The sequence below is a fragment of the Granulicatella elegans genome (assembly GCF_020735385.1).
Lineage (GTDB): Bacteria > Bacillota > Bacilli > Lactobacillales > Aerococcaceae > Granulicatella > Granulicatella elegans_B.
Window position 1 is genome coordinate 1,542,392 of sequence record NZ_CP085953.1, and the last position, 21,661, is coordinate 1,564,052.

The 21,661-nt window shown below is 32.6% G+C and carries 25 protein-coding genes and 1 pseudogene; 5 read left to right on the forward strand and 21 right to left on the reverse strand.

From position 1 onward, the window contains the following. Position 1: 1 nt before the first annotated feature. The 11 genes from phnE (LK443_RS07635) to LK443_RS07685 form a co-directional block, all read right to left on the reverse strand. Positions 2-811 (reverse strand): phosphonate ABC transporter, permease protein PhnE, encoded by an 810-nt coding sequence (gene phnE / locus LK443_RS07635; RefSeq protein WP_227931335.1) that lies wholly within the window; start codon positions 809-811, stop codon positions 2-4. A 16-nt stretch (positions 812-827) separates the two neighbouring features. Then, a complete protein-coding gene (gene phnE / locus LK443_RS07640) occupies positions 828-1,646 on the reverse strand; it encodes a phosphonate ABC transporter, permease protein PhnE (RefSeq protein WP_227931336.1) in 819 nt (272 codons plus the stop codon). Beyond that, entirely contained in the window at positions 1,636-2,397 is a 762-nt protein-coding gene (gene phnC, locus LK443_RS07645; RefSeq protein WP_227931337.1) for a phosphonate ABC transporter ATP-binding protein, read from the reverse strand. Before phnC ends, phnE (LK443_RS07640) begins: the two co-directional genes overlap by 11 nt. Before the next feature lie 69 nt (positions 2,398-2,466). Beyond that, positions 2,467-3,522, reverse strand: a complete 1,056-nt coding sequence (locus LK443_RS07650) for a phosphate/phosphite/phosphonate ABC transporter substrate-binding protein (protein ID WP_227931338.1) — start codon at positions 3,520-3,522, stop codon at positions 2,467-2,469. A 570-nt stretch (positions 3,523-4,092) separates the two neighbouring features. Continuing rightward, positions 4,093-4,929 carry an L-ribulose-5-phosphate 3-epimerase gene (locus LK443_RS07655; RefSeq protein WP_227931339.1) on the reverse strand — a complete coding sequence of 279 codons (837 nt, stop codon included), beginning with the start codon at positions 4,927-4,929 and terminating at the stop codon, positions 4,093-4,095. Between the two features lie 9 nt (positions 4,930-4,938). Continuing rightward, positions 4,939-5,631: an L-ribulose-5-phosphate 4-epimerase gene (locus LK443_RS07660; RefSeq protein ID WP_227931340.1), complete on the reverse strand. Its 693-nt coding sequence runs from the start codon at positions 5,629-5,631 to the stop codon at positions 4,939-4,941. A 22-nt stretch (positions 5,632-5,653) separates the two neighbouring features. Further along, a complete protein-coding gene (locus tag LK443_RS07665) occupies positions 5,654-5,938 on the reverse strand; it encodes a PTS sugar transporter subunit IIB (protein ID WP_227931341.1) in 285 nt (94 codons plus the stop codon). 87 nt (positions 5,939-6,025) lie between these two features. Further along, entirely contained in the window at positions 6,026-7,522 is a 1,497-nt protein-coding gene (locus LK443_RS07670; RefSeq protein ID WP_227931342.1) for a PTS ascorbate transporter subunit IIC, read from the reverse strand. Position 7,523: 1 nt separating this feature from the next. Then, complete coding sequence (locus tag LK443_RS07675; protein WP_227931343.1) at positions 7,524-7,973, reverse strand: PTS sugar transporter subunit IIA; 450 nt, start codon at positions 7,971-7,973, stop codon at positions 7,524-7,526. A gap of 98 nt (positions 7,974-8,071) precedes the next feature. Further along, positions 8,072-9,133, reverse strand: coding sequence for an L-ascorbate 6-phosphate lactonase (ulaG, locus tag LK443_RS07680; protein WP_416217112.1), 1,062 nt, complete (start codon positions 9,131-9,133; stop codon positions 8,072-8,074). A 24-nt stretch (positions 9,134-9,157) separates the two neighbouring features. Next, positions 9,158-9,796, reverse strand: a complete 639-nt coding sequence (locus LK443_RS07685) for a 3-keto-L-gulonate-6-phosphate decarboxylase UlaD (protein WP_227931344.1) — start codon at positions 9,794-9,796, stop codon at positions 9,158-9,160. Between the two features lie 335 nt (positions 9,797-10,131). Between LK443_RS07685 and LK443_RS07690 the strand changes: the two genes are divergently transcribed. The 3 genes from LK443_RS07690 (at position 10,132) to LK443_RS07700 (ending at position 11,626) form a co-directional block, all read left to right on the forward strand. Further along, a complete protein-coding gene (locus LK443_RS07690; protein ID WP_227931345.1) occupies positions 10,132-10,761 on the forward strand; it encodes a lysophospholipid acyltransferase family protein in 630 nt (209 codons plus the stop codon). Between the two features lie 317 nt (positions 10,762-11,078). Next, a complete protein-coding gene (locus LK443_RS07695) occupies positions 11,079-11,354 on the forward strand; it encodes a type II toxin-antitoxin system RelB/DinJ family antitoxin (protein WP_227931346.1) in 276 nt (91 codons plus the stop codon). Next, positions 11,354-11,626, forward strand: coding sequence for a type II toxin-antitoxin system YafQ family toxin (locus LK443_RS07700; RefSeq protein WP_227931347.1), 273 nt, complete (start codon positions 11,354-11,356; stop codon positions 11,624-11,626). Before LK443_RS07695 ends, LK443_RS07700 begins: the two co-directional genes overlap by 1 nt. Positions 11,627-11,699: 73 nt before the next feature. On the opposite strand, the gene LK443_RS07705 is transcribed toward LK443_RS07700, so the two are convergent. The 3 genes from LK443_RS07705 to LK443_RS07715 form a co-directional block, all read right to left on the reverse strand. Further along, positions 11,700-11,933: a YneF family protein gene (locus LK443_RS07705; RefSeq protein ID WP_006702633.1), complete on the reverse strand. Its 234-nt coding sequence runs from the start codon at positions 11,931-11,933 to the stop codon at positions 11,700-11,702. Positions 11,934-12,039: 106 nt separating this feature from the next. Continuing rightward, positions 12,040-13,014: a S66 family peptidase gene (locus LK443_RS07710; protein ID WP_227931348.1), complete on the reverse strand. Its 975-nt coding sequence runs from the start codon at positions 13,012-13,014 to the stop codon at positions 12,040-12,042. A 16-nt stretch (positions 13,015-13,030) separates the two neighbouring features. After that, a complete protein-coding gene (locus LK443_RS07715; RefSeq protein ID WP_227931349.1) occupies positions 13,031-13,513 on the reverse strand; it encodes a prolyl-tRNA synthetase associated domain-containing protein in 483 nt (160 codons plus the stop codon). Between the two features lie 127 nt (positions 13,514-13,640). Here LK443_RS07715 and hemH point away from each other — a divergent pair, with 127 nt between their 5' ends. Both hemH and LK443_RS07725 read left to right on the forward strand, forming a co-directional pair. After that, on the forward strand, positions 13,641-14,738 hold the full coding sequence (hemH, locus tag LK443_RS07720) for a ferrochelatase (protein WP_227931350.1): 1,098 nt from the start codon (positions 13,641-13,643) through the stop codon (positions 14,736-14,738). A 120-nt stretch (positions 14,739-14,858) separates the two neighbouring features. After that, entirely contained in the window at positions 14,859-16,178 is a 1,320-nt protein-coding gene (locus LK443_RS07725) for an ISL3 family transposase (protein ID WP_227931351.1), read from the forward strand. Between the two features lie 144 nt (positions 16,179-16,322). Here LK443_RS07725 and LK443_RS07730 read toward each other — a convergent pair whose 3' ends face one another. From LK443_RS07730 to LK443_RS07760, 7 genes and pseudogenes are all read right to left on the reverse strand, one after another. Continuing rightward, the gene (locus LK443_RS07730; protein ID WP_227931352.1) at positions 16,323-18,359 is read right to left on the reverse strand and encodes an LPXTG cell wall anchor domain-containing protein; all 2,037 of its coding nucleotides are present in this window, start codon (positions 18,357-18,359) and stop codon (positions 16,323-16,325) included. Positions 18,360-18,567: 208 nt separating this feature from the next. Further along, positions 18,568-18,804, reverse strand: a complete 237-nt coding sequence (locus LK443_RS07735) for a hypothetical protein (RefSeq protein ID WP_227931353.1) — start codon at positions 18,802-18,804, stop codon at positions 18,568-18,570. A 161-nt stretch (positions 18,805-18,965) separates the two neighbouring features. After that, positions 18,966-19,377, reverse strand: a pseudogene (locus LK443_RS07740) (MobA/MobL family protein); the annotation flags it as partial. A gap of 92 nt (positions 19,378-19,469) precedes the next feature. Beyond that, complete coding sequence (locus LK443_RS07745) at positions 19,470-19,976, reverse strand: hypothetical protein (protein WP_227931354.1); 507 nt, start codon at positions 19,974-19,976, stop codon at positions 19,470-19,472. 32 nt (positions 19,977-20,008) lie between these two features. Next, positions 20,009-20,185, reverse strand: a complete 177-nt coding sequence (locus LK443_RS07750; RefSeq protein ID WP_227931356.1) for an L-2-amino-thiazoline-4-carboxylic acid hydrolase — start codon at positions 20,183-20,185, stop codon at positions 20,009-20,011. Between the two features lie 534 nt (positions 20,186-20,719). Further along, positions 20,720-21,361 carry an SdpI family protein gene (locus LK443_RS07755; protein ID WP_227931357.1) on the reverse strand — a complete coding sequence of 214 codons (642 nt, stop codon included), beginning with the start codon at positions 21,359-21,361 and terminating at the stop codon, positions 20,720-20,722. Between the two features lies 1 nt (position 21,362). Beyond that, the gene (locus tag LK443_RS07760; protein ID WP_227931358.1) at positions 21,363-21,629 is read right to left on the reverse strand and encodes a metalloregulator ArsR/SmtB family transcription factor; all 267 of its coding nucleotides are present in this window, start codon (positions 21,627-21,629) and stop codon (positions 21,363-21,365) included. Positions 21,630-21,661: the final 32 nt, after the last annotated feature.

A 21,661-nucleotide genomic window follows, 5' to 3' on the forward strand; every position in this document is an offset into this window, starting at 1 on the left:
TTTATCCTCGTGCTAAGTAAGTACGAATTTTCGTTGATAAATATTCAATGACTAATACTAATACGATTAATCCGCATAGGATAGCCCCTACTTCATGCCATTTATAGGCTGTCATCGCAAAGATTAATGGAGCACCGATACCACCTGCTCCAACCATCCCTAAAACAGTAGCATCTCTTAAATTCATATCAAAACGATAAATAACTGTAGAAATGAATGCTGGAATTAGTTGTGGTAAAATCCCAAAACGAATTTTTTGATAGAAATTACATCCACTAGCATCTAATGATTCTAAAATCTTGTAATCTAAGTCTTCAATAGCTTCAATATATAATTTAGAAATCATCCCAATAGATGCTACAGACATTGTAAGCAACCCTGTAAAGGCACCAGGACCTGTTACACGAATAAACATTAACCCATAAATTAATGTTGGTACAGTACGAATTGCCATAATCGCTGTACGTCCAATCACTGCAACTGGTTTTGGTACAATATTCGTTGCTGAAATAAATGACAATGGAATTGCTAAAATAGCACCCACTAGTGTTCCTAGAAATGCAATCGAAATAGTTTCTAATAATAAATACGGAACACCTTTTGTTGTAAAGTTTAATAATAACGATGTTTCAGGAGTTATAATCCCTTGTAAAATACTTTGAGAAATTTGTAATCCATTTTCTGGAATTTTACTGAATTCAATCGTAGATCCTGACCACGCAAAAATAATAATAAATAAGAATAAAACGCCTAATTGAACAATCCATGTACGAGGAGCTTTTTCATATTGTTTTAATACTACTTCATTCATGTGTTTAACTCCCCTTCTATGTTAATTTCGTACGTAAGTAGTAACTTACTGATTCAATAATGACTACTGTAAAGAATAATGTCACTAAAATCATTCCTACATTCCCATATTCACGCCATCCAAGGTTTTCATTTAAAATAATCCCGATACCACCGGCACCAACATATCCTAAAATTGATGCATAACGAACATTTCCTTCAAAGCAATATAATGAGGTTGCTAAGTAAATTGGTAAAATTTGAGGAATAATTGCACTTGTAAATGCTTGACTTTTTGTTGCTCCTAAAGCTTCAGCTGCTTCAAAAGCTCCCATATCAACTGTTTCAATTTGTTCATATAATTGTTTACCACAGTATGCAAATGTATAAGTTGCAATCGCAAATGTACCAGCCATTGTTCCTAATCCAAAGATATAAGTTGCAATTAAGGCTGTGACAAGTGTTGGTAATGTACGAACTACACTTAAAAATAAACGACTTAAACTAATAATCCATTTATTTTTTACAATATTACTTGAAGCAACAATCGCAAATGGAATCACTAAAATAGATCCTAATAATGATCCTAATAATGACATTTTAATCGTATCAATTAATGGTTGCCAAATATTACTTGAATATTCCCAAGTTGGTGGAAACATACGACCAATAATGACAAAGAATTGAACACCACGTTGTAAAATAGTATGTAAATTAAAACCTGTTACTTTAGCAGAATAGTACATCGCAATTAATAAACCAATAATAACGAAAATTGTTTTCGATTTTGGTTCCTTTACGGTTGTTCCATTTTTTAACGTAAATTCTTTTCCAGCGAAGAGTTTATTATCCTTCATGCAACTCCTCCGCCTTTCCTTTATAGATTAAATCTAAGACTTCTTTCGTTACTTGGCTACTTGGTCCATCGTAAACAATTTCACCATCACGAATACCAATAATACGATCTGCATATTCTAACGCTAATTCTACATGATGGATATTTAGTAAAATAGAAATATTTAATTCTTGATTAATTTTTCTAAAGTCTTCCATTACACGTTTAGCTGTAATTGGGTCTAAAGCCGCAACTGGTTCATCCGCTAAAATAATTTCAGGATTTTGAGCTAATGTTCTTGCTAATGCCACACGTTGTTGTTGTCCCCCTGATAATTGGTCTGCACGGATAAAGGCTTTGTCAACAATCCCCACTTTATCTAAAGCTTCTAAAGCATGTAATTTTTCTTCTTTTGTATAAATTCCAAATAATGAACGAACAAATGGAATATCTGGAACAATCGAAGTTAATACGTTTTTAATAACCGTTGTTCTTGTTACTAAATTGAATGATTGGAAAATCATTCCTACTTTATTTCTACGGAATTTACAAAGAGATTTTCCTTTTAATGAAGATACATTTGTACCATCTACTGTTAATGTTCCTTCTGTAATTTCAATCATTCGGTTAATAGTACGGATTAAAGTCGATTTACCAGCACCTGATAAACCAATAATTGAAACAAATTCTCCTTGTTCAATTTCTAAATTAATATTTTTTAACCCTTTGACTCCATTTGGATAGGTTTTTGAAACATTTTCAAATTTAATCATAATATGTCCTCTTTCTCAAAAAAGGGTCAGGATTCGCTCCTAACCCTTTTTTGATCATCATTTCTTTCCTTAGTTACCTGATTTTAATTTTTTAAGAACTTTTTGAGCTTCACGTTCTTTATCGTAATCAGATGCATTAGCTTTCTTATATCCTGAATGAGAGTAAATTTTAATGACTTCTTTACCTTCATCTGTACCCGCTAATTTAATCATCGCATTTGCGAAAGCTTCTTTAAACGCATCGTCTACAATTGGTGAAGATTTACTTACTGAAATTGTGTCATTATAAATATCTGGAGTTACACCAATAACATTTGTTTCTTTCCAAATTTCCTCTGAACGTCCATATTCACTTGTCCATTTTTTAGCATAGTCAGAACGTAAGTCAGCATATCCAACCATAATATCAATTTGTCCTGAAGCTAAACGAGCTGCAGATGAAGCATAAGAATCAGATTGAACAACATTTTGTAAATCTGAAATGTTTTTACCGAATTTATCTTGTAGCCATAATGTAGGATAAATATATCCTGAAGAAGAAGAAGTTCCTAAAACTCCCCAGTTTGCTGAATTTAAATCATCCCATGAAAGATCTTGACCACTATTAACTTTTTCAGCAATAGCTTTCCCTTTTTCAGTTGGTCCAGCAATTACTAATCCTTTATATGAAGTAGCTTGATCTTTAGAACGTTTTGTTTCTTGACCATCATTCCATTCTTTTGGATTCGTTGATTTTTTTTCTAAATCAGAACGAGTTGCTGTTAATAATACATCTACCTCTTTGTCAAATAATACATAAGTACCACCAGGAATGAAACCAACATCTGCTGTACCTGATGCTAAAGCTTCCCCTACTGCATCAAAGCTTGTACCAACATTGATTTCAACATTATTAACTGTATAACCTTCATCTGCCAATTGTTTCTTTAATAATTCTTTCAATGGTTCAGTAGCTGTTACAATCGCTTCTGGATCACGAGAAGGTACAAATGCAACCTTTAATGTATCAATTGTTTTAGATCCATTACCTTTAGAACCTGAATCACTAGATTGACTTGAACAAGCGGCAAGTAATGCTGCTGCTGATACTCCAAGTACTAATTTTGACCAACAAGACTTCTTCATAAAAGATATCCCCCTAAGATATGTTTTCTAAGAGATTGAACTCTCAACCTCAAGTACAATCATACAAAATACGAACGATAATTACAAGTGATTTCTATCTAAAAATACATTTTTAGACGAGTTTTCTTTTAAAAAAATCTACTTTCAAATGTTGTAAACGTGTAAAATACGAACATTATACTTACGAAAACATTGGTAATGAATAATTAGTAAATTACGAAACAATTAATTCATTAAAAATAAGCGAATATTCTTTTTCGTAACGTTCGATTATTTTCGTTATACTATAAAAGTGTTTTACTCTTTAACTTTGGTAATAAATACGTTAACACAAATAGGATTCAGAATACATAGAAAATACACCATAGTAGCAAAAGCAATAAAAGTAGCCGTTGCTACTTTTATTGCAGGGGAACTTCGAGACCTAGGCTCGAAGTTTAGCCATGAGACTTGCAAAGCAAGGCTGCTGGCGACCTTGCTACTATATCAACGGTATTTTCAATGTATACAGAATCCATACGTAAAAAAACATCCCTAGATCACTCTAAGGATGTTACATTAAATTCTTAATTATTTTTCTGGAAAATATGAACGTAAGAATTTGTTAGCGAAATGAATATCCTCTAACCAGTTTTCTTGTCCAACATACCAAAATTCACCAGTGAAACGACGAACACCAATTGATAAGAAAGTGTCCACCATTTTTTTGAAATCAATTTGTCCTGTTCCAAAAGGAATTTCACGATAATGTCCAGGAATTGTTTCTTTTAAGTGAGCAGCCACAATATGACCTTTTCCTAATTCAATATCTTCATAAACATTTTTCGCACCAGGTTCTAAAGAAGCATTCTTTAAGTTTCCTGAATCCGGATAAACTTGTAAATAAGGTGAATCTACTAAGTTAACAAAACGCATTGATTTTTCCACTGTATTCATAAATGGAGTTTCCATTGTTTCAAATCCTAAAACGATTCCTTTTTGAGCTGCCAATAAAGTAGCTTTCTTTAAGTTATCGATAAAGAATTCTAATGTATCTGCATCGCCTTCTTCATAGTATACATCATAACCAGCTAATTGAATGACACGGATTCCTAAGTCATCCGCTAATTCAATCGCTTTTTCCATGATTTCCATACTACGTTCACGTACAGATGCGTCATGTGATCCAAATGGATATTTACGATGTCCACTTAAACACATAGAACGAATTGAAACGCCAGTTTCGTACATTGTTTTAACAAGTTCAAGACGTTCTTCTTTCGTCCACTCTAAACGAGCTAATTTTTCATCAGTTTCATCCACACTCATTTCTAAGAAGTCGAATCCAGTCGCTTTAACCGTTTCTAACTTTTCTTTAAATGATAATGTGTTTGGCATTGATTTTTCATATAGTCCTAATTCGTACATGCTTAACTCCTACCCTTGTCCATAGTATGCATTTGCACCATGTTTACGTAAATAGTGCTTGTCTAAAATTGTTTGAGACATTGGTTGTAAGTTTGGATTTAAAACTAAGTTATGCCAAGCCATATTAGCGACTTGTTCTAAAACAGTAATATTGTGAACAGCATCAAAAGCATCTTTACCCCATGCAAATGGTCCGTGGTTAAATACTAATACACCAGGAATTGCATTAGGATCTTTATCTTTAAATGTTTCTACAATCACTTTCCCTGTTTCTAACTCATAAGCTCCTTTAATTTCTGCATCAGTCATAGCACGAGTACATGGGATTGTTCCATAGAAGTAGTCCCCTTGAGTTGTCCCGAATGCAGGAATTTCTTGGCCGTTTTGAGCCATTGTAGTTGCCCAAGTTGAGTGAGTATGAACTACCCCTTTAACATCTGGGAAATTACGGTAAATTTCTAAGTGTGTATCTAAGTCAGAAGATGGTTTTAAAGCTCCTTCGATTTTATTTCCGTCGATATCAACAATAACAATATCTTCTGCTTTCATTACATCATATTCTACCCCTGAAGGTTTAATAGCGATAACGCCAGCTTCACGGTCGTATTCTGAAACATTTCCCCAAGTGAATAATACTAAATTATGCTTTGGTAATAATAAGTTTGCTTCAAGAACACGTTGTTTTAACGCTTCATATGCCATGATAAAAAAGACTCCTTTTGAATTAAAGCTCTAAAGCTGCTGAAATTTTTTCAGTCATTTCTTTTTCTGATAATAAGTTTTGTAACCCAACAATTTTAGTGTTTGGTAAATCTAATCCGTCGAAGATTTCTAATAATGCTTGAGAAACAACTACCATGTCAAAGTTTTTAGCTGATGATTTTGCTTCTGCAACTGCACAGTGATGAATTTCCAATGGAATATTTAATTTACGGAATACATTTGTTAATTTCATTTTGATAATTTGGCTTGATCCCATTCCACTTCCACATGCTGCTAATACTTTCATTGATATCTCTCCTTTAGAATTTGATAACGGGTAAGTCTGTCTTACCCGTTACCTATTTTATAATAAAATTTTACTGTTTAAAACTAATTAAGCTTGATTTTTTTCTAAATATGTTTCGTAATCTTCAGCGATTAAGAAATAATTTTCTTTATTACGGCTGAATTGTAATTGAGGAATTGCTAAAAGAATAATTAATACAATACCTAAACCAACATATTGGAAGTGTTGCATTAAGAATCCAAATCCAACCCAAATTGTATCCCAGTCGAAGTTACCATGCCATCCACCGTATGCTGCTAATCCAAATGCTCCAGCTGCGATTGCTCCACCTAAAACTTGGATAACACCTGATAAGAATGTCATAATTGAAGCAGCACGTAAACCACCTTTGTGGTTAGCATACACTGCTAAAGTAGCGTTGTCGAAGAATACAGGAACGAAACCAGTGATGATTAATACTGGTGATTTGAACACGATTAATCCTAAGATTGCGATTACTTGTCCTAAAACCCCGAATAAGAAACCAATTGTTACTGCGTTTGGAGAACCAAATCCGTATACAGCAGCACAGTCAACGGCTGGCATAGAACCTGGTAATAATTTGTTAGAGATACCTTGGAACGCTTCTGATAACTCAGCAACGAATAAACGAACCCCTAATTGTAAAATTTGTACATAAACTGTAAATGTTAAAGCAATTTGTAAAATGTAGAAGAAGAAGTTGTCGCCTTCTTTTAATGTAGCCATTTTGAATTTAGAAGCCATAACTACGATTTCTTTACCGTTTACGCCTACTAAGTAATCTTTACCTAATACTAATAAGATAGCTCCGAAGAATACTACCATTAAGATAGAAGTTGCTACGATTGATTCTTTAAAGATTGATAAGAATCCTGGTAATTCTAAATCTTCAATTTTCTTGTCGTTTTTACCAGAGAATTTGTGTGCGAATTTATCTACTAACCAAACCCCGAACATTTGTTGGTGACCAATTGCAAATCCGCCACCTTCTGTTAATTCTTGAGTTGCCTCTACAGTTAAGTTAGCTGCTACTGCCCAATAAACCCCTAATACGATACCTAATAAAACAACAAATTGTAATTGTTGAACATTGTCACCTAAAGCTAATGCCATTAACCAAGTCGCTGTAGCTGATTGTTGTACCATGATGTGACCAGTGATGAAAACAGTACGTACTTTAGTGATTTTACGGAAAATTACAAGTGCTAAGTTAGTTAAGAATGCTACTAAAAGTACTTGTACTGTTAAACCAGTTGCATGACCAGCTTGTTTTAAAGCTGCTTCTGCTGCTGCTTGACCAAAATAAGGATCGATAACTGCTGCTTGTAAACCGAAACGGTCACCTAAAGCTGCTAATACTGGACGGAAGTTTGAAACTAATCCACCAGCGGCTACGTTTAAGATCATATAACCAACAACTGCTTTAACAAAACCAGCTAATGCGTCATACCATTTACGACCTAATAATAAGTAACCTACTAAAACGATTAAACCTACAAAGTATTGTGGTTTTGTAAAAATGTTCGTATAGAAAAATTGCCAAAAGCCAAATAAGAATTCCATATTATTCACCTATTCCTTGTAAAATATTTTCTAAATCCTCTTTTGAACGTGCATTAACAAAAGCATTGATGATATTTTCATCTTCTACTAATGTTACAAGTTCTGATAAATTGCCCAAATGTTTTTCATTGTCAGTTGAAGCTAAAACAAAGAATAAACGAGGCTTATAATCAGAACCAGGTCCGAAGTCAACTGCCTCTTCAACATTCATGAAGGCAACCGCTGTTTCGTTAACACCTTTTCCTTCTTGTGCATGTGGAATGCAAATTTCTGGTGCGATTACAATGTATGGACCAAATTCGTGAACATTATTAATAATGTAACCTGGATAGTCTGCTGTAATAATATTTTGGTCTAACAATGGTTGACACGCTGTGCGAATCGCATCTTCCCAAGAAGAAAAACCTTTTTGGAAACTAAAACGATTGTTTTCAATAATTTCTTTTAACACTGATAAAACTCCTTTTGACGATTTTAGTTAAGAAATCGTATACATCCATATTTTAAGATTTGACCGTTACCGTAGTAACGGTCAATCAGATATTTTTATTATAAGAATGATGGGAATGGTACGTCGTTTTCTATTGAGAATACGTCGTCAAATCCACGGTAGAAGTTAAATTCTAATTTATCTTTATCTGTTGGGTAAGTGTATTTACCACCTACTTGCCAAATGAATGGTTTGAATTTATATTCTAAGCGATCTTTTTTGAATTTCCAGATTTCTGTAATTTCTTTAGGATCTGCTTGGAAGTTAGCCCAGATATCATAGTGAACTGGAATAACAACTTTAGCGTTTAATGATTCAGCCATACGTAACATATCAACTGAAGTCACTTTATCTGTGATACCACGAGGGTTTTCACCGTATGCACCTAAGCACACATCGATCTCATGTTCATTACCATGTTTAGCAAACATGTTTGAGTAGTGAGAGTCACCAGCGTGGTATAAGTTACCACCACTTGTTTTGAATAAGTAGTTCACTGCGATTTCGTTCATATCTTGAGGCATTTTACCTTTTAATACTTCGCCATCTTTAGCAGTTACTAAAGCTGTACGGTCAAATGCTTCTAAAGCAACGATTTCGATATCTTTAATTTTAACTGAGTCTCCTGGGTGTACAACGATTGTACGTTCAGCTGGAACTCCCCAACCTAACCAAGTGTTTACTACTTCTTGTGGTCCAACGAATTTAGCTTCTGGACAGTTGTTCGCAACTGCTGCTGCTGTATTGATATCTAAGTGATCTGAGTGAATGTGCGTTACTACTAAAGCGTCTACGTTTTTCACTTCAAATGGATCGATAACAAATGGTTGTGTACGTAAGTTTGGTTGTAAGTTTTGGCAACCACTCATACGTTGCATTTGGTGTCCAATTTTCATTTTTCCATTTCCGTGGCTACGTTTACCAGTTCCACACCATAAGTCACATAGGATGTTAGTGTTTTTTTCTGATTTTAACCAGATACCTGTACATCCTAACCACCACATAGCGAATGTTCCTGGTTTAACTTCCTCACGTTCAATTTCTTCGTTTAACCATGTACCCCATTCTGGGAATGTTGATAGAATCCATGATTCTTTTGTTACATCTTTAATGTTTGCCATTATTCTTTCTTTCCTTCCTTGAGATTAGCCCCAAATTCTTCTAATTTCTTCTTTAAATTCACGAGCTGATTGTGCAGGATTTTCTGTAGCGTAAATTCCACGTCCAGCAATGAATGTATAAATATCGATACCTTCGAACACTTTCAATGTATCTTTTGTTAATCCACCAGTTGCAGAAACTTTGAATCCCATCTCAATTAAACGTTTGATTTTGTTCAAGTCACTTTCTGTCCAACTTGCTCCAGCAAATAGAGCATCACGACTTTGGTGATAGATTACTTGGTCGATACCAGCTTCACGCCATTGCTCTGCTTGTTCAAATGTCCAGTCACCATATAATTCTACTTGTAAAGTGCCAATTTCTTTTTGAGCAGCTTTCATTGTAGGAATGGTTGCACAGCAAATGATAGTCATCCAGTCGGCACCAGCATCTTTACAGTTTTTAGCAACTGTTGATCCAGCATCGGCACATTTTGTATCTGCAATGACAACTTTATCAGGGAATGCATTACGTAAGCATTTAATTGCTTTGTCCCCTTCATTCAAGATTAAAATTGTACCAGCTTCGATAATGTCTACTTCATTACCAACAGCAAGTGCATCTTTTAACGCATCTTCGATACGTAAATGGTCTAATGCAACTTGTAAATTTGGAATTGCCATTTTGTCATTCTCCTTTTCTCTCTCAGGGCTTTTGCCACACACAAATTTGAAATAATCATAACTTTTAAGACGTCTCTTAATTCATGATCATTTCATAATTACTAGTAATCTTTAATGAATCCATTATATAATAAAACGTTTTCTAACACAATTCATCTAGAGTAACTAATCTTTTATGAAGTTTTATGAACGTTTTCATTTTTATGATTTATTTGTCAAAACTCTTTATTTATAAGATTTCTTTAAGATTTTTTGTAAAATATTTATCAAAAATCTTGCAAAATATGAGTTTCTACTTCATACTGTTTTAGTAATCAACTTTTAAGGAGTTTCATATGATTTATAAAATTACTATATTTATTGTTCGTTTATTGATTATTCTTTTAAATGGATTTACGAGAGTAACGGGATTGGAGAATCTGCCGAAGGATTCTGGGTATGTGATTGTTGCTCCACACCGTTCATGGTTAGATCCGGTACTAATTGCGATTGCGGTTTATCCGAAGTCTTTAGTATTGATGGCAAAGCAGGAATTATTTTCGCCTAAGCCATTTGGTTGGTTTATTCGTCAGTTAGGTGCATTTCCTGTGAATCGTGAGAAGCCTGGTCCAAGTGCAATTAAGCATCCAGTGACTCAGATTAAGGAAAACGGAAAAGCTTTGGTGATTTTCCCAACTGGTACTCGCTACTCTAATGAAATGAAAGGTGGGGCTGTGACGATTGCTCGTATGGCAAAAGCTCCGATTGTGCCGATTGTTTATCAAGGACCTTTTACTTTTATGAACCTATTGAAACGTCAAAAGATGTTTGTAAAAATTGGAGAACCAATCCATTTACCAGAGGGACGTTTAACTAAGGAAGAAGTAGCGCAATATGATGAATTATTAATCCAAAAATTCGATGAATTGGACAAGGAAATTAATCCTAACTTTGAATACGTGATTCCTGAGAAGAAACGGAAATAAGAATTAACTACTAACGAAAATAAAAAAAGTAAAAATCTCTACTGCTACAGTGAGGACGGCAGCAGCCCCTGCGGGTCTCATGCCTAAAATTTGAGCCTTGGTCTCAAATTTTCCATTGTGATAATCATGGCTGATTATCACTGCCACTGTTGAGTGGAGATTTTTACTTTTTTTATTGCGTATATTTCGTTTCTTGACGTTCTGTCGTGAGTCATCTTTTCACCATTTTGGGTATAAAAAAGTTCTATCGCAAAATCAAACAGTTTACAATGTATACCATTTGTAATATAATTAAAGAAAATTAGGAGGTAATGAAGATGGCAACAAGTCCTACTCAAATTAGAATTGATACTACTATTAAAGAAGATGCAAATGTTTTATTCTCAAGACTGGGTCTTGATATGTCTAGTGCCGTAAATATTTTTTTACGTCAATGTTTATTAAGAGGCGGTTTACCTTTTACAATTGAACTTCCAAAATATAATGAAGAAACATTAGCTGCAATGGAAGATGCAAAAAGAATTTCAAGAGATCCAAGTATTCAAGGTTATTCAAGCATTAATGAACTTTTTAAAGCATTGGAAGAAGAATAATGTATAAATTAAAATTTACAAATAAGTTTAAAAAGAGTTATAAGTTGATGAAGAAACGAGGTTATGATATTTCACTATTAGAAGAAGTCGTTTATCAACTAAGTCAAGGTATTCCTCTTGAACCGAAATATCGTAATCATATGTTAACAGGCGATTATACTGGTTATTATGAATGTCATATTAAACCGGATTGGCTACTTATTTATCTTAAAGAAGAAGACATAATTACTTTAACTTTAATTGATACGGGTTCACATTCCGATTTCTTTTAGAAACCACTCACTTTTGAGTGGTTTTTCATTTTTCCGTAAAAAAAGAGCAGACAGCGTCTACCCTTCTACTCAATTATTTCTTAGCATTTTTCTTTGCCTGTGCTTTCATTGAAGCAGCAATTTGACGAACTTTTTGTTCGGATGGTTTTTGACCCATTTGAGTCATCATACTACGAATCATACTTTCATCAAATGGAGGATTTTCTAGAAAGTAATTCATCATTGTTTTACGTGCGATAAAGAATCCACCGATTGCTCCTAAGATAGCAGCTACAACGACGATTAAAATCCATACACCTGTACTCATGCAAGTTCTCTCCCTTCATTGATCTACATTGCTATTGTACTAAATTATAGCAATAATGAAAAGGCTTTTTGAAAATTTTGTAAAATTTGTGCTTTTTTCGTTTCTTTTACAGTATATTTTCTTCTACTTCTTCATCCATTGTAATAGACATTTTCTCTGTATCCACCGTTACTTTTGCTCCAATGGTAATTGTAAATAATGGTTGTGTATGTGCAAAGTCTAAGTCGTACATCACCGGGATTTGTTTTAAGACTGGATATTTGTCTAATATATACAATAATAACTCTTCCGTCATACGGCATTCTTTCGGGAATCTTCCAATTAAAACTGCTTTTGGATTTGGATAAGCTTGTAGTAATGCGGCTAAATTTCGATCAAATTCAAAATAGTCGCTATCTTCTGATTTTTCAATAAAAAAGGCATAGTCTTCTGGTTTTGGAGCATAAGGAGTTCCTCTTAATAATGAAAAGGTTGATAAGTTTCCCCCGATTGCTGTTGCGGTAGCTTTACCGTGGTTGTATACTTTCCATTTTGTAGGTTGAAACGTCAAAGGTGCATCTGGTAAATACCAGGCATTACTGCCCCATTTTTCACTTGGTGTTAACTCATACTGAGTATTGCTTAATGCTTTAAGCCATGATGCTGTTTGATATTCTTGGAGTTCCTTCATTTTGAAGCTTGTATAAGAAGGCCCCATATAAGTTAGCATTCCAGTTTTTGCATAAATGGCATTTAAAATAGCAGTCGTATCGGAATATCCGCAAATAATTTTAGGATGCTTCGCAATTAACTCATAGTCTAAATAAGGAAGTAATTCATTGGAATTAAATCCACCAATAGTTACTAGAATGACATCTACTGTAGAATCTAAAAATGCTTCATGCAAATCTTCCAAACGACTTTGAATACTTGCAGAATCTAGTATGTCCTGTTCAAAATAATGTTTTGAATAACTGACCTTAAATCCTAATTGTTCTAACGTATCCTTAGCAGCCCTATTTGCTTCAAATCCGCCAATTCGTTCAATTGACGAAGATGGACTTAGTACACGAATATGCATTCCTTTTTGTAATTTTTTCATTCAATGACCTTATTTTCTATAACTCAATCACGTGAGGTTCAGATCCAATTGCTTTTAAGAAGGTAAACAAATCTTCCGTATTGACAAAAATCGTCTTATCATTTGTATTTGGATGAAAGCTCATTCGTTCTTCAGATACAATTTCTTGGTCAAAATATACTTGAATATCTTTGTCTTCATTATTTAATAAGCCAAATGGAGAGACAACTCCTGGTGGGAGCATCATTTTGTCATTTAGCGTTTCTGCTGAAGCCATTTTAATTTGTTTTTCTTCTACAATTTCTTTAAAGACATCCATATCTAATCGTTTCGTATCATCCATAATGACTAAATAAAAATTACGTTTCTTCTTATTTGTTAAAAACAACGTCTTTGTACGAACACCTTCAATTCCTTCGATAAAACGATCTGCTTGTTCTGTTGTTAGCGCTGGTTCATGTTCCACCATTTGAAATGGAATGCCTAATTCATTTAATTGATCTACTACTTTTTGATACATGTCAAAAGCCCCTTATAGTTTGTTTTCTTTATTATAAACACTTTGTATACTGTTTTCAATGGCTTCTACTAGTCAGATAGTATTAAAAATGTTATGATGAAAAAAATTCACATAGGAAAGTGATTATATGACAAAAAAAGCAATTTTACTCATGACATTTGGGTCACCTGAAGGATATACTTTTGAAGATATTGCAAGATTTTTTACAAATATTCGACGTGGCGTTCGTCCAACGGATCAAGAAATCCAACACTTGTATGATAATTATCGAAAAATTGGCGGAAGTCCTCTACAAGAAATTTCAAAACAACAAGCAGCAAAATTACAAGAACGAATACAAGAAGAATATACAGTCTATTTTGCCAATAAATTCTCCTCACCATTCATTCCAGAAGTCGTTAAACAAATGGAACAAGACGGAATTGAAGAATGCTTGTGCTTAGCTCTTGAACCTCACTACTCTTACTACTCCATTTACGGATATGAAAAATTTATCGAAAGCAAAACGATTCGCTTCCACGTTGTAAAAGATTGGTATCATAATATAAACCTACTACAATTCTGGGAACAAGAAATTCAAAAGATTTTGACTAAAGACATCAAAAAAGATAGTTTTAAAGTCGTTTTCTCAGCACATAGCGTACCCGTAATTGCATTGGAATTCGAAGATCCTTATATCGACCAAATTTATAAAAATGGACAAATCATTGCAGAAAGATTAGGATTAGAAAAACATCAGTACACTCATACATGGCAAAGTGAAAGTGATATTGGACTACCTTGGATGAAACCAGACGTTCTAGAATACTTACGAGAACAAACGGAACACCCTGAACATTATATCTTCATTCCAATTAGCTTTATTAGTGAACATATCGAAGTTCTATACGACAATGATATCGAATGTAAGGACTTATGTGATGAGTTTGGTGTACACTATCACAGACCACCAATGCCGAATGCTCATCTACTACTAGTCGAAGCCTTACACGAAACTGTTCGAGCTCACGAAACAGAAACATTCACTCTTAAAACAAACGAAGAAGAAACACTAGATGAAATGGTTCCACCAGAAACATCAAAAGACATTCTAGACCATGAATCTGATATTCAAATGCCAGAATTTGTGAAGAAGTTAATCGCTAAAAAAGGCAGAGAGAATGTAAAAATGCCGGAGTTCGTCAAACGTATGTTAGAACAACGTGCGAAACAAAAGAAACGATAAGGGTTCTATAATTTATAGGGTTGATGGAGAAAATCCACCAACCCTATTTTAGTGTATACAAAAAGGGCTTCATCCCTTATATTAAAAGCGTCTAAACTATTTAAGAGGAGATGAAACCCTATGACTACTATACAAGAAGTTGTGCTACAAATCAAAGATAAAAATGTAAAATGGGAAGATAATGTAGAAGAAGGGTATTTTAAGAAGAAAAAAAGCTTGTTTTTCTTCGCTACCTATACCTATTGCCCAGACGCTTGCCCTAACTGTAGTTGTGTAAATCGTGATTTTTCTATTGTTAAAAACGGTACTCGTACTTCTAGAATTACGCTTAATCCGGTTTCTGGATTACCTGCTTTTCTTAAATTAAGAAAACAGCGTTTCTTCTGCCGTGAATGCTCTCATAGTTTTACTGCTGATACAACTAGTATCGTAGACCTTAATGCTTTTATTTCTAAAAATGTAAAAAATGAAATGAAAGTCAAAGCTTGCGAAACAGTTTCTGAATCTCATATCGCTAAAGAAATGAATGTTTCTGTTCATACTGTTCGCAGAGTTGTCAATGAAACTGCTGAATCTCTTAGAATTAAGCCTTTAAATGAGTTACCTGAACATATGTGTTGGGATGAATTTAAGTCTGTAGCTTCCGCTGAATCTAGTATGAGTTTTGCTTATTGTGACGCTATTACTCATCAACTTGTTGATGTTGTTCAAGATAGAAAAATGGGGAATTTAGTTCGTTATTTCAACCGATTTCCTTTACAAACTCGCTTAAATGTTAAAACAATTTCGATTGATATGTATGCTCCATACATTAAAGTGATGAAACATTTATTCCCTAAGGCTAAAATTATTATTGATTCATTCCATATTATTCAAGCTTTAAATAGAGAATTAAACAAGACAAGAACAAGAAAAATGAATCAAGTACGTTATAAAGACAGACGTCTTTATAATAAATTAAAACGTTACTGGAAACTAATCTTAAAAAATCGAGATAACCTTCAATCCTATCACTACAGCTATTACCGATTATTCGATTGGTTAACGCATTCTCAAGGAATTGTAGATTATTTATTACAAGAAGTACCTTCACTTAAACTAGAATATGAAACAGTACATCAATTAAGAGAAGCTTTTAAAGAGAGAAATTTCATTGAATTTAAAGAAGAATTGATGAGTGTACAACCAAAACTTCTGTCTGATGGATTAAATCGTGTTCTCCAAACATTTAAGAAATTTTTACCGTATTTACAAAATTCTTGTGAGTATCCAACACTTTCAAATGGACCTATTGAAGGGATTAACAACAAGATAAAAGTACTTAAAAGAAATGCATATGGCTACAGCAGTTTTACTCATTTTAGAAATAGAATTCTACTAATGTCTAAACTATTTACTCCAACAACTAAAAAAGGAATTAAGCAACCTGACGCTGCTTAATTCCTTCACTAAAATTGTTTCATCAACCCTATTTGACAAAGAGCCACTTTTTTTAACCTTATCTCAATGTGCAAAAAAACAATGCCTACCAAGGATTTCTCCCTAGTAGGCATTATCTAATATTTTGTTGATTACTACGCTAGCTTATTTCGCGTGTTTTTTTCTGAAGTATCCTGTGATAGCAAATACAAGTCCGGATATTCCTAGTATCATTCCATTCAGGAATGAATTTGAACCCTCTCCGGTCTTTGGTAGATTTGTGTTTTGCACAGGCTTCTGTAGATTATTTTGAGCATCTGTTTTATTATTCTGTGCTTGTGCCATTTTCACAACCAAATCGCTAACATTAATTGTATCTTTAGAATTATCTGGATATGTTATTGTTACATTTCCGTTTTCATCTACTTCTACTTGTGTATTTTTCGGGAAATTATTTTTGTTTAATTCTTTTATTTTATTTTCGATTTCCTCTTTTCCTTTTTCTGTTAATTTTTCTAAATTTTTAACTTTTAGTTTATTTTTTGGAAGAATAGGATTAATTGTTTCAGCAATTGGTTTTTCTTCTAAACTAGCCAATAGTAATTTTTTCTTTGCAATCTCATCTCTTAGATTTTTAATTTCTATATCTAATTTTTTGATTTTTTCATCGATAGATTTTAGTTTTTCTTCAAGGTCTTTTTTCTCTGATTTTACTTGGTCTAGTGATGCTGACCTTAGCTTAAATCTTTCAAGTCCCTTTTTTTCTTCTTCTAGTTTTGAAAGTTTTTCTTTAAGAGTTTTTATCTCATTTGCTGTATTTTCACTTAAAGCCTTGCTAGCATTTTTTTCTTTTTCTAATTCTTCTATTTTTTTATTATTTGCGTCAATTTCTTTTTGAATTTCTGCTTTTTCTTTTTCAAGATCTTTAATTGCTTGGTCTTTGTTACCTACAGCCTTTAATTTATTTTGGTTTTCTTTAATAGTATTTTGAATATTTTTAAGATTTTCTTCTTCTGCTTGCAATTCATTTTTTGCGTTTTCAAAAATATGTTCTTGTTCTTCTTTTGCCTTCTTAAGTTCTTCAACTCTTGTTTGAGTTTCTTTTTTAGCCTCTTTTGTACTTTCAATCTGTTTTTCTAAATACTTTATTTTTTTATCAAGTTCATCTAAAGCTATAAAATCTTTTATTAATTCCTTGTTTTCTTTTAAACCTTTTTCAAATTTCTCTTTTAATTGTTCTGAAATTCTAATAGCAGTTTCTCCACCCACAATTTTATTTTCAAGCGTTTTTATTTCTTTTTGTAATTCTTCAATATCTGGCTTATAGCCTGGATTTCCATCCATAATTTTTTTGAGTTCAGCTTTTTTTATTTCCAAATCAGCCTTAGCCTTATTATATTTTTTTTCGGCATCTTTTTTGGTTATATCATTGATTGCATTATTCTTTTCTATTTCTGCAATATTTTCTTCAATTTTTGCCCTATCTATCTTAGAGTTGTTCGTTTTTTCTTTAAGTTTTTCTTTTTCTTCTTTTAACTTAGACAAGTCTTTTTCAGCATTAACTAAATCCAAATCATATCTTTCAATAAGGGCATTTTCCTTATTATAATCCTTTGTTTTCTTAGTTAAATTTTCATTTTTCTTATCTACATTCGCCTTTAAAGCTTTTGTTTTTTCCAAAAATTCTTTTTCTTTTTCCTTATCTTCTTCTATACTTTTTTCAAGACCCTCTTTATCCTTTGCTGGATTAAAGTTTTTTACATCCTCAATTTCTTTTTCCTTTTGTTCAAGTTCTTTTCTTAAATTTTCTTTTTTCTCATTAGCTTTTGCTAATTTTTCATCAAAAGTTTTAAGTTTTTTTTGGTTTTCAGCTTCTTTATCCTCAAGTTCCTTGATTTTATTTTTTAATTCATCAATTTCCTTAGCTAAATTGTCATTTTTCTTGGATAATTTACCAGAAATTTCAGATTTTTCTTTAAGCAATCTTTCTCTTTCATTTATTTTTTCTGATAATTCTTTTTCCATTTGTGCTATTTCTTTTTTTATAATCTCAATTTTATTTTCAATCTTAGCCTTGTAGTCAATTTTTGTAGGATTTACCTCAGCATTTTCTTTAGCCTTTACCAAATCTACTTTTGAAATAAGTATGCTTGATGACAGGGCCGCAACCATTGCGTATTTTGCTATTTTTTGTTTTTTCATGTTTTATACCTCTTTTTTTATATTGTTTTTGTTGTGTTTTATATATTGCTTTTTGATATTAGCAAACTGAAACTAAACTGTCAACAAAATCCAAAACAAACTATATAAAGTACAAAAATAATTCATAATTCTGCTTTTTATGAATTATTTTTTAATTTTTATAAATTTTATATATTTTTAAAAATTAAGATAATAAAAAATTTTACTCTTAAATTTCTAGTAATAAAATTAAGCTACGTACCATCTCGAGAGCAGTTGATACATCTGTATTATTAAGTTGAGCAAACTTTATGAACTTACCGGATAAGGTTTCAAGTTTTTGACCAGTAAGACAAAACCTAGTATTTACTTCACCAATAGCAGCACCCATCGCTACGATAGGTGCTGTAACATGAGTAGATAAATCTTTACCAACTTCTTTAATTTTATCTCCTACCTCTTTCATAGAAACAGATAATGCTGATGGTACTTACTTTGCTTCTTCCTGAAGGGATTTCAGATTATTTTCTATTTCGATGATTTCTCTTTGAAGGGCATCATGCTTATCTTGACCAAGTTCTCCATTTTCAAATTCCTGAATGTGTGCATTGTTATAGTAGCACTTATAGTCTGTTTATACTCATCGTATTTTGCTTGCAGATTTCCAAATAAAAAGAAGTGATTTCTTTTATCTTGTTCTTGATGGTTTTTACTAAAGAATTATGCTTTTTAATTTCTCTGTTGATATTTCCTTTGTCGGTTTCAAATCTTTTTTTCTCTAAGGTACTGGCACTTGCTCCTAAATGAATGGATGGATGGGATTTCTTCTATCCCTTGTCTTTTCTAGGAGCGATAATCCGCTCTCTTTTCCTGATGATTTTTTCTAAATACTGATTACAAAGGTTTGCAAAATTCTCTCGTCATTTCTCTTCGTTTCCCTTATCGTTCCAGTCCGTCAGTTCTACTTTTCTTGTTTTGTAGTTACCGCTTTTTAGTTTTATCTTTTCTCCCTTTTCTAATTTTGTTCTTCTTTTTTCATTTTAGACAAATAAAAACAGTAAACCTTTTTTTGATTTACTGTTCTTATGGTATCTCTTATCTAATTATTAAATTGTTTATGCAACTCTAAATTTATCTTCCTAAAAAGCCAACAACCAAAGCTTGAATTGTAGCTATAATTGGTATAAGAAAAAATGGAACTAATAAAAAATGTTCTTTAACTGCTAAATGTTTCATCCAATTATTAAACTCATAATCTTTGTGTCCCTCTGTTCCCGGAATAACTATCTTTTCTTTATATTTTCCTTGAAATAAGAGACAATCCAATAACAAAAAATCTCCTATATTTAATATACTCCAATGAATGTATCCCATCCAAAATATATTCCAAAAGCCAACAACTCCTGAATATAAAATACTTATTGTTGAATAAATAAAACAAACTCCCACAATAATGATAGTAAGTGTCATATTTATCTTTTTCTCTTGCTTTGTCATTTGTTTCGGAGCTGTTTTCTGGATAGCCTTTGGATAAGAATCCAAAAAGAATCTTGGATTAATAAGTACTAGAGAAGCCACTGTACCGTTAAAAATAGCTGCTATAGCAATTCCGACAAGAATTGCTTGAAATAAATCCATAAAATCAACCTCCTTCATATAATCCTAATTGTTCACATTTGATTCTTAGTCTTATCTCCAACAATCCAATAATCACATATTTCTCCCCCGGATGCTAATGTCTGTTTTCTATGAAGCACTGCTTTCCTTTTCTCAAACACAATGTGATCAACATCACAGCACAAAGGCAATAAATCAAGATAACCATTTTCTCTAGAAAATTTTTCCATAGGACACCTTGTAAAGTAATAATAGAACCATCCTTAAGAAGATTTTTATCAAAATTAAAATCCCATGTATTATTCTTATATTTCTGATGTTTATCGGTCCATTCTCTCATTCATCACCATAACAAGCAATAATGTTAAAATCAAAATTTTCCCTCCTTCCTCTTAAGTAAGAATCCTAAAATTAGTATTATTTTTATAACGTGCTTGTCCTGTTTCGGTAAAATATTCCTTGTAATAAATGATCTTTCAGTTTTGATTTTCATTTGTGTAACAGTTCCACATTTTAATTCACGACTAATCGTAGAACGATTTCTACCAAGTTTTCATGCGATTTCTGATTGAGATTTTCCTTATTTATAAAGTACCTCGATTTTTCCTCTTTCGATGCTGAAAGATAATTGTAAGATTATTTTGTGGTACTATTTTCTTTAAATATCACTATCACTCCTATACTTTGTTTTCTTCGACTTAAGTCTATCAGATAGTTATGTCTTTTTGTTGCACTTCATTTTACAATTCAGCAAATCTTTTTTATTATTTGCTAATTTTATACGAATACACTGCAGTAATACCAATCGTTAGCACCAAACCGATACTCACAAGAACCAATGCTAATTTGTTTCCCACAAATAATGAGATTAAAATAAAGATGATTCCACTAATCATACTCGCAAATCCAAAGAATCGTTGTGTTTTACGGAAAGCTTCATCATTGTCCATAATCCATGGCACACGGAATCCAAAGTGCTTATTCGTTTCTTTAATTTTAGGACTAACATTTCCAATCACTATCGTAAATCCCCCAATAAGAAATGCCATCAAACGTCCCATTTGAGAACCCATACTAACTCCTGTCAAAATTAAGACAAATTGGAAAAAGGCGATTGCGTTAAAGAATAGTAATGAAACTCTGAAAATATAACGACTAATTTCTTTATTTCGACTTCCGACCAATTCTTTATAATCAATCCATTTGAACAAACCAGAAAAACATAAAATAAAGATTGGTAATATGACAATCGTCCAACGTGAAGCAGTTGCAATTACATTTCCTTCTAAATCAAAACGAGAGGGGATTGTCTCGGGTGCATACCAAACAACGCATAAAGCAAGTAATATAGGTAAAAAAGTCAAAATGACATCTAATAAATAAATTTTTCTTTGTTCAACTAACATATTATTTTCCCCCAATAATTGAATTCATCCAAACAATTGCCTCTTCTAAAACGGTTAAATTTAATTCATAAAAAATGAAGTTCTTTTCTTTTGTTTCATAAATTAAATCCGCCTGTTTTAACTTTTTTAAATGGTACGACAATGCTTGCGGTGTGATTTGTAATCTATTTGCTAAGTCACCTGTATTCGTTCTTCCCTGTCGTAAAATCTCTAAAATCTTGCGACGGTTTTCATCCGATAAGGCTGACAAAATTTCATTAACAGACATACCCTCATCTCTTTCTATTTAAAATTTCCTTT

Coding starts and splice junctions, on each gene's coding strand:
- LK443_RS07700 (WP_227931347.1), top strand. CDS start 11,354: ATGTATAAATTAAAATTTACAAATAAGTTTAAAAAGAGTTATAAGTTG.
- LK443_RS07735 (WP_227931353.1), bottom strand. CDS start 18,804: ATGAAAGAGGTAGGAGATAAAATTAAAGAAGTTGGTAAAGATTTATCT.
- ulaG (WP_416217112.1), bottom strand. CDS start 9,133: ATGGCAAACATTAAAGATGTAACAAAAGAATCATGGATTCTATCAACA.
- LK443_RS07665 (WP_227931341.1), bottom strand. CDS start 5,938: ATGAAAGTATTAGCAGCATGTGGAAGTGGAATGGGATCAAGCCAAATT.
- LK443_RS07705 (WP_006702633.1), bottom strand. CDS start 11,933: ATGAGTACAGGTGTATGGATTTTAATCGTCGTTGTAGCTGCTATCTTA.
- LK443_RS07750 (WP_227931356.1), bottom strand. CDS start 20,185: ATGGAAAAATTTTCTAGAGAAAATGGTTATCTTGATTTATTGCCTTTG.
- LK443_RS07660 (WP_227931340.1), bottom strand. CDS start 5,631: ATGGCATATGAAGCGTTAAAACAACGTGTTCTTGAAGCAAACTTATTA.
- LK443_RS07690 (WP_227931345.1), top strand. CDS start 10,132: ATGATTTATAAAATTACTATATTTATTGTTCGTTTATTGATTATTCTT.
- LK443_RS07745 (WP_227931354.1), bottom strand. CDS start 19,976: ATGGATTTATTTCAAGCAATTCTTGTCGGAATTGCTATAGCAGCTATT.
- phnE (WP_227931336.1), bottom strand. CDS start 1,646: ATGAAGGATAATAAACTCTTCGCTGGAAAAGAATTTACGTTAAAAAAT.
- hemH (WP_227931350.1), top strand. CDS start 13,641: ATGACAAAAAAAGCAATTTTACTCATGACATTTGGGTCACCTGAAGGA.
- LK443_RS07725 (WP_227931351.1), top strand. CDS start 14,859: ATGACTACTATACAAGAAGTTGTGCTACAAATCAAAGATAAAAATGTA.
- LK443_RS07730 (WP_227931352.1), bottom strand. CDS start 18,359: ATGAAAAAACAAAAAATAGCAAAATACGCAATGGTTGCGGCCCTGTCA.
- LK443_RS07715 (WP_227931349.1), bottom strand. CDS start 13,513: ATGTATCAAAAAGTAGTAGATCAATTAAATGAATTAGGCATTCCATTT.
- LK443_RS07655 (WP_227931339.1), bottom strand. CDS start 4,929: ATGTACGAATTAGGACTATATGAAAAATCAATGCCAAACACATTATCA.
- LK443_RS07710 (WP_227931348.1), bottom strand. CDS start 13,014: ATGAAAAAATTACAAAAAGGAATGCATATTCGTGTACTAAGTCCATCT.
- LK443_RS07755 (WP_227931357.1), bottom strand. CDS start 21,361: ATGTTAGTTGAACAAAGAAAAATTTATTTATTAGATGTCATTTTGACT.
- LK443_RS07650 (WP_227931338.1), bottom strand. CDS start 3,522: ATGAAGAAGTCTTGTTGGTCAAAATTAGTACTTGGAGTATCAGCAGCA.
- LK443_RS07670 (WP_227931342.1), bottom strand. CDS start 7,522: ATGGAATTCTTATTTGGCTTTTGGCAATTTTTCTATACGAACATTTTT.
- LK443_RS07695 (WP_227931346.1), top strand. CDS start 11,079: ATGGCAACAAGTCCTACTCAAATTAGAATTGATACTACTATTAAAGAA.
- phnE (WP_227931335.1), bottom strand. CDS start 811: ATGAATGAAGTAGTATTAAAACAATATGAAAAAGCTCCTCGTACATGG.
- LK443_RS07760 (WP_227931358.1), bottom strand. CDS start 21,629: ATGTCTGTTAATGAAATTTTGTCAGCCTTATCGGATGAAAACCGTCGC.
- phnC (WP_227931337.1), bottom strand. CDS start 2,397: ATGATTAAATTTGAAAATGTTTCAAAAACCTATCCAAATGGAGTCAAA.
- LK443_RS07685 (WP_227931344.1), bottom strand. CDS start 9,796: ATGGCAATTCCAAATTTACAAGTTGCATTAGACCATTTACGTATCGAA.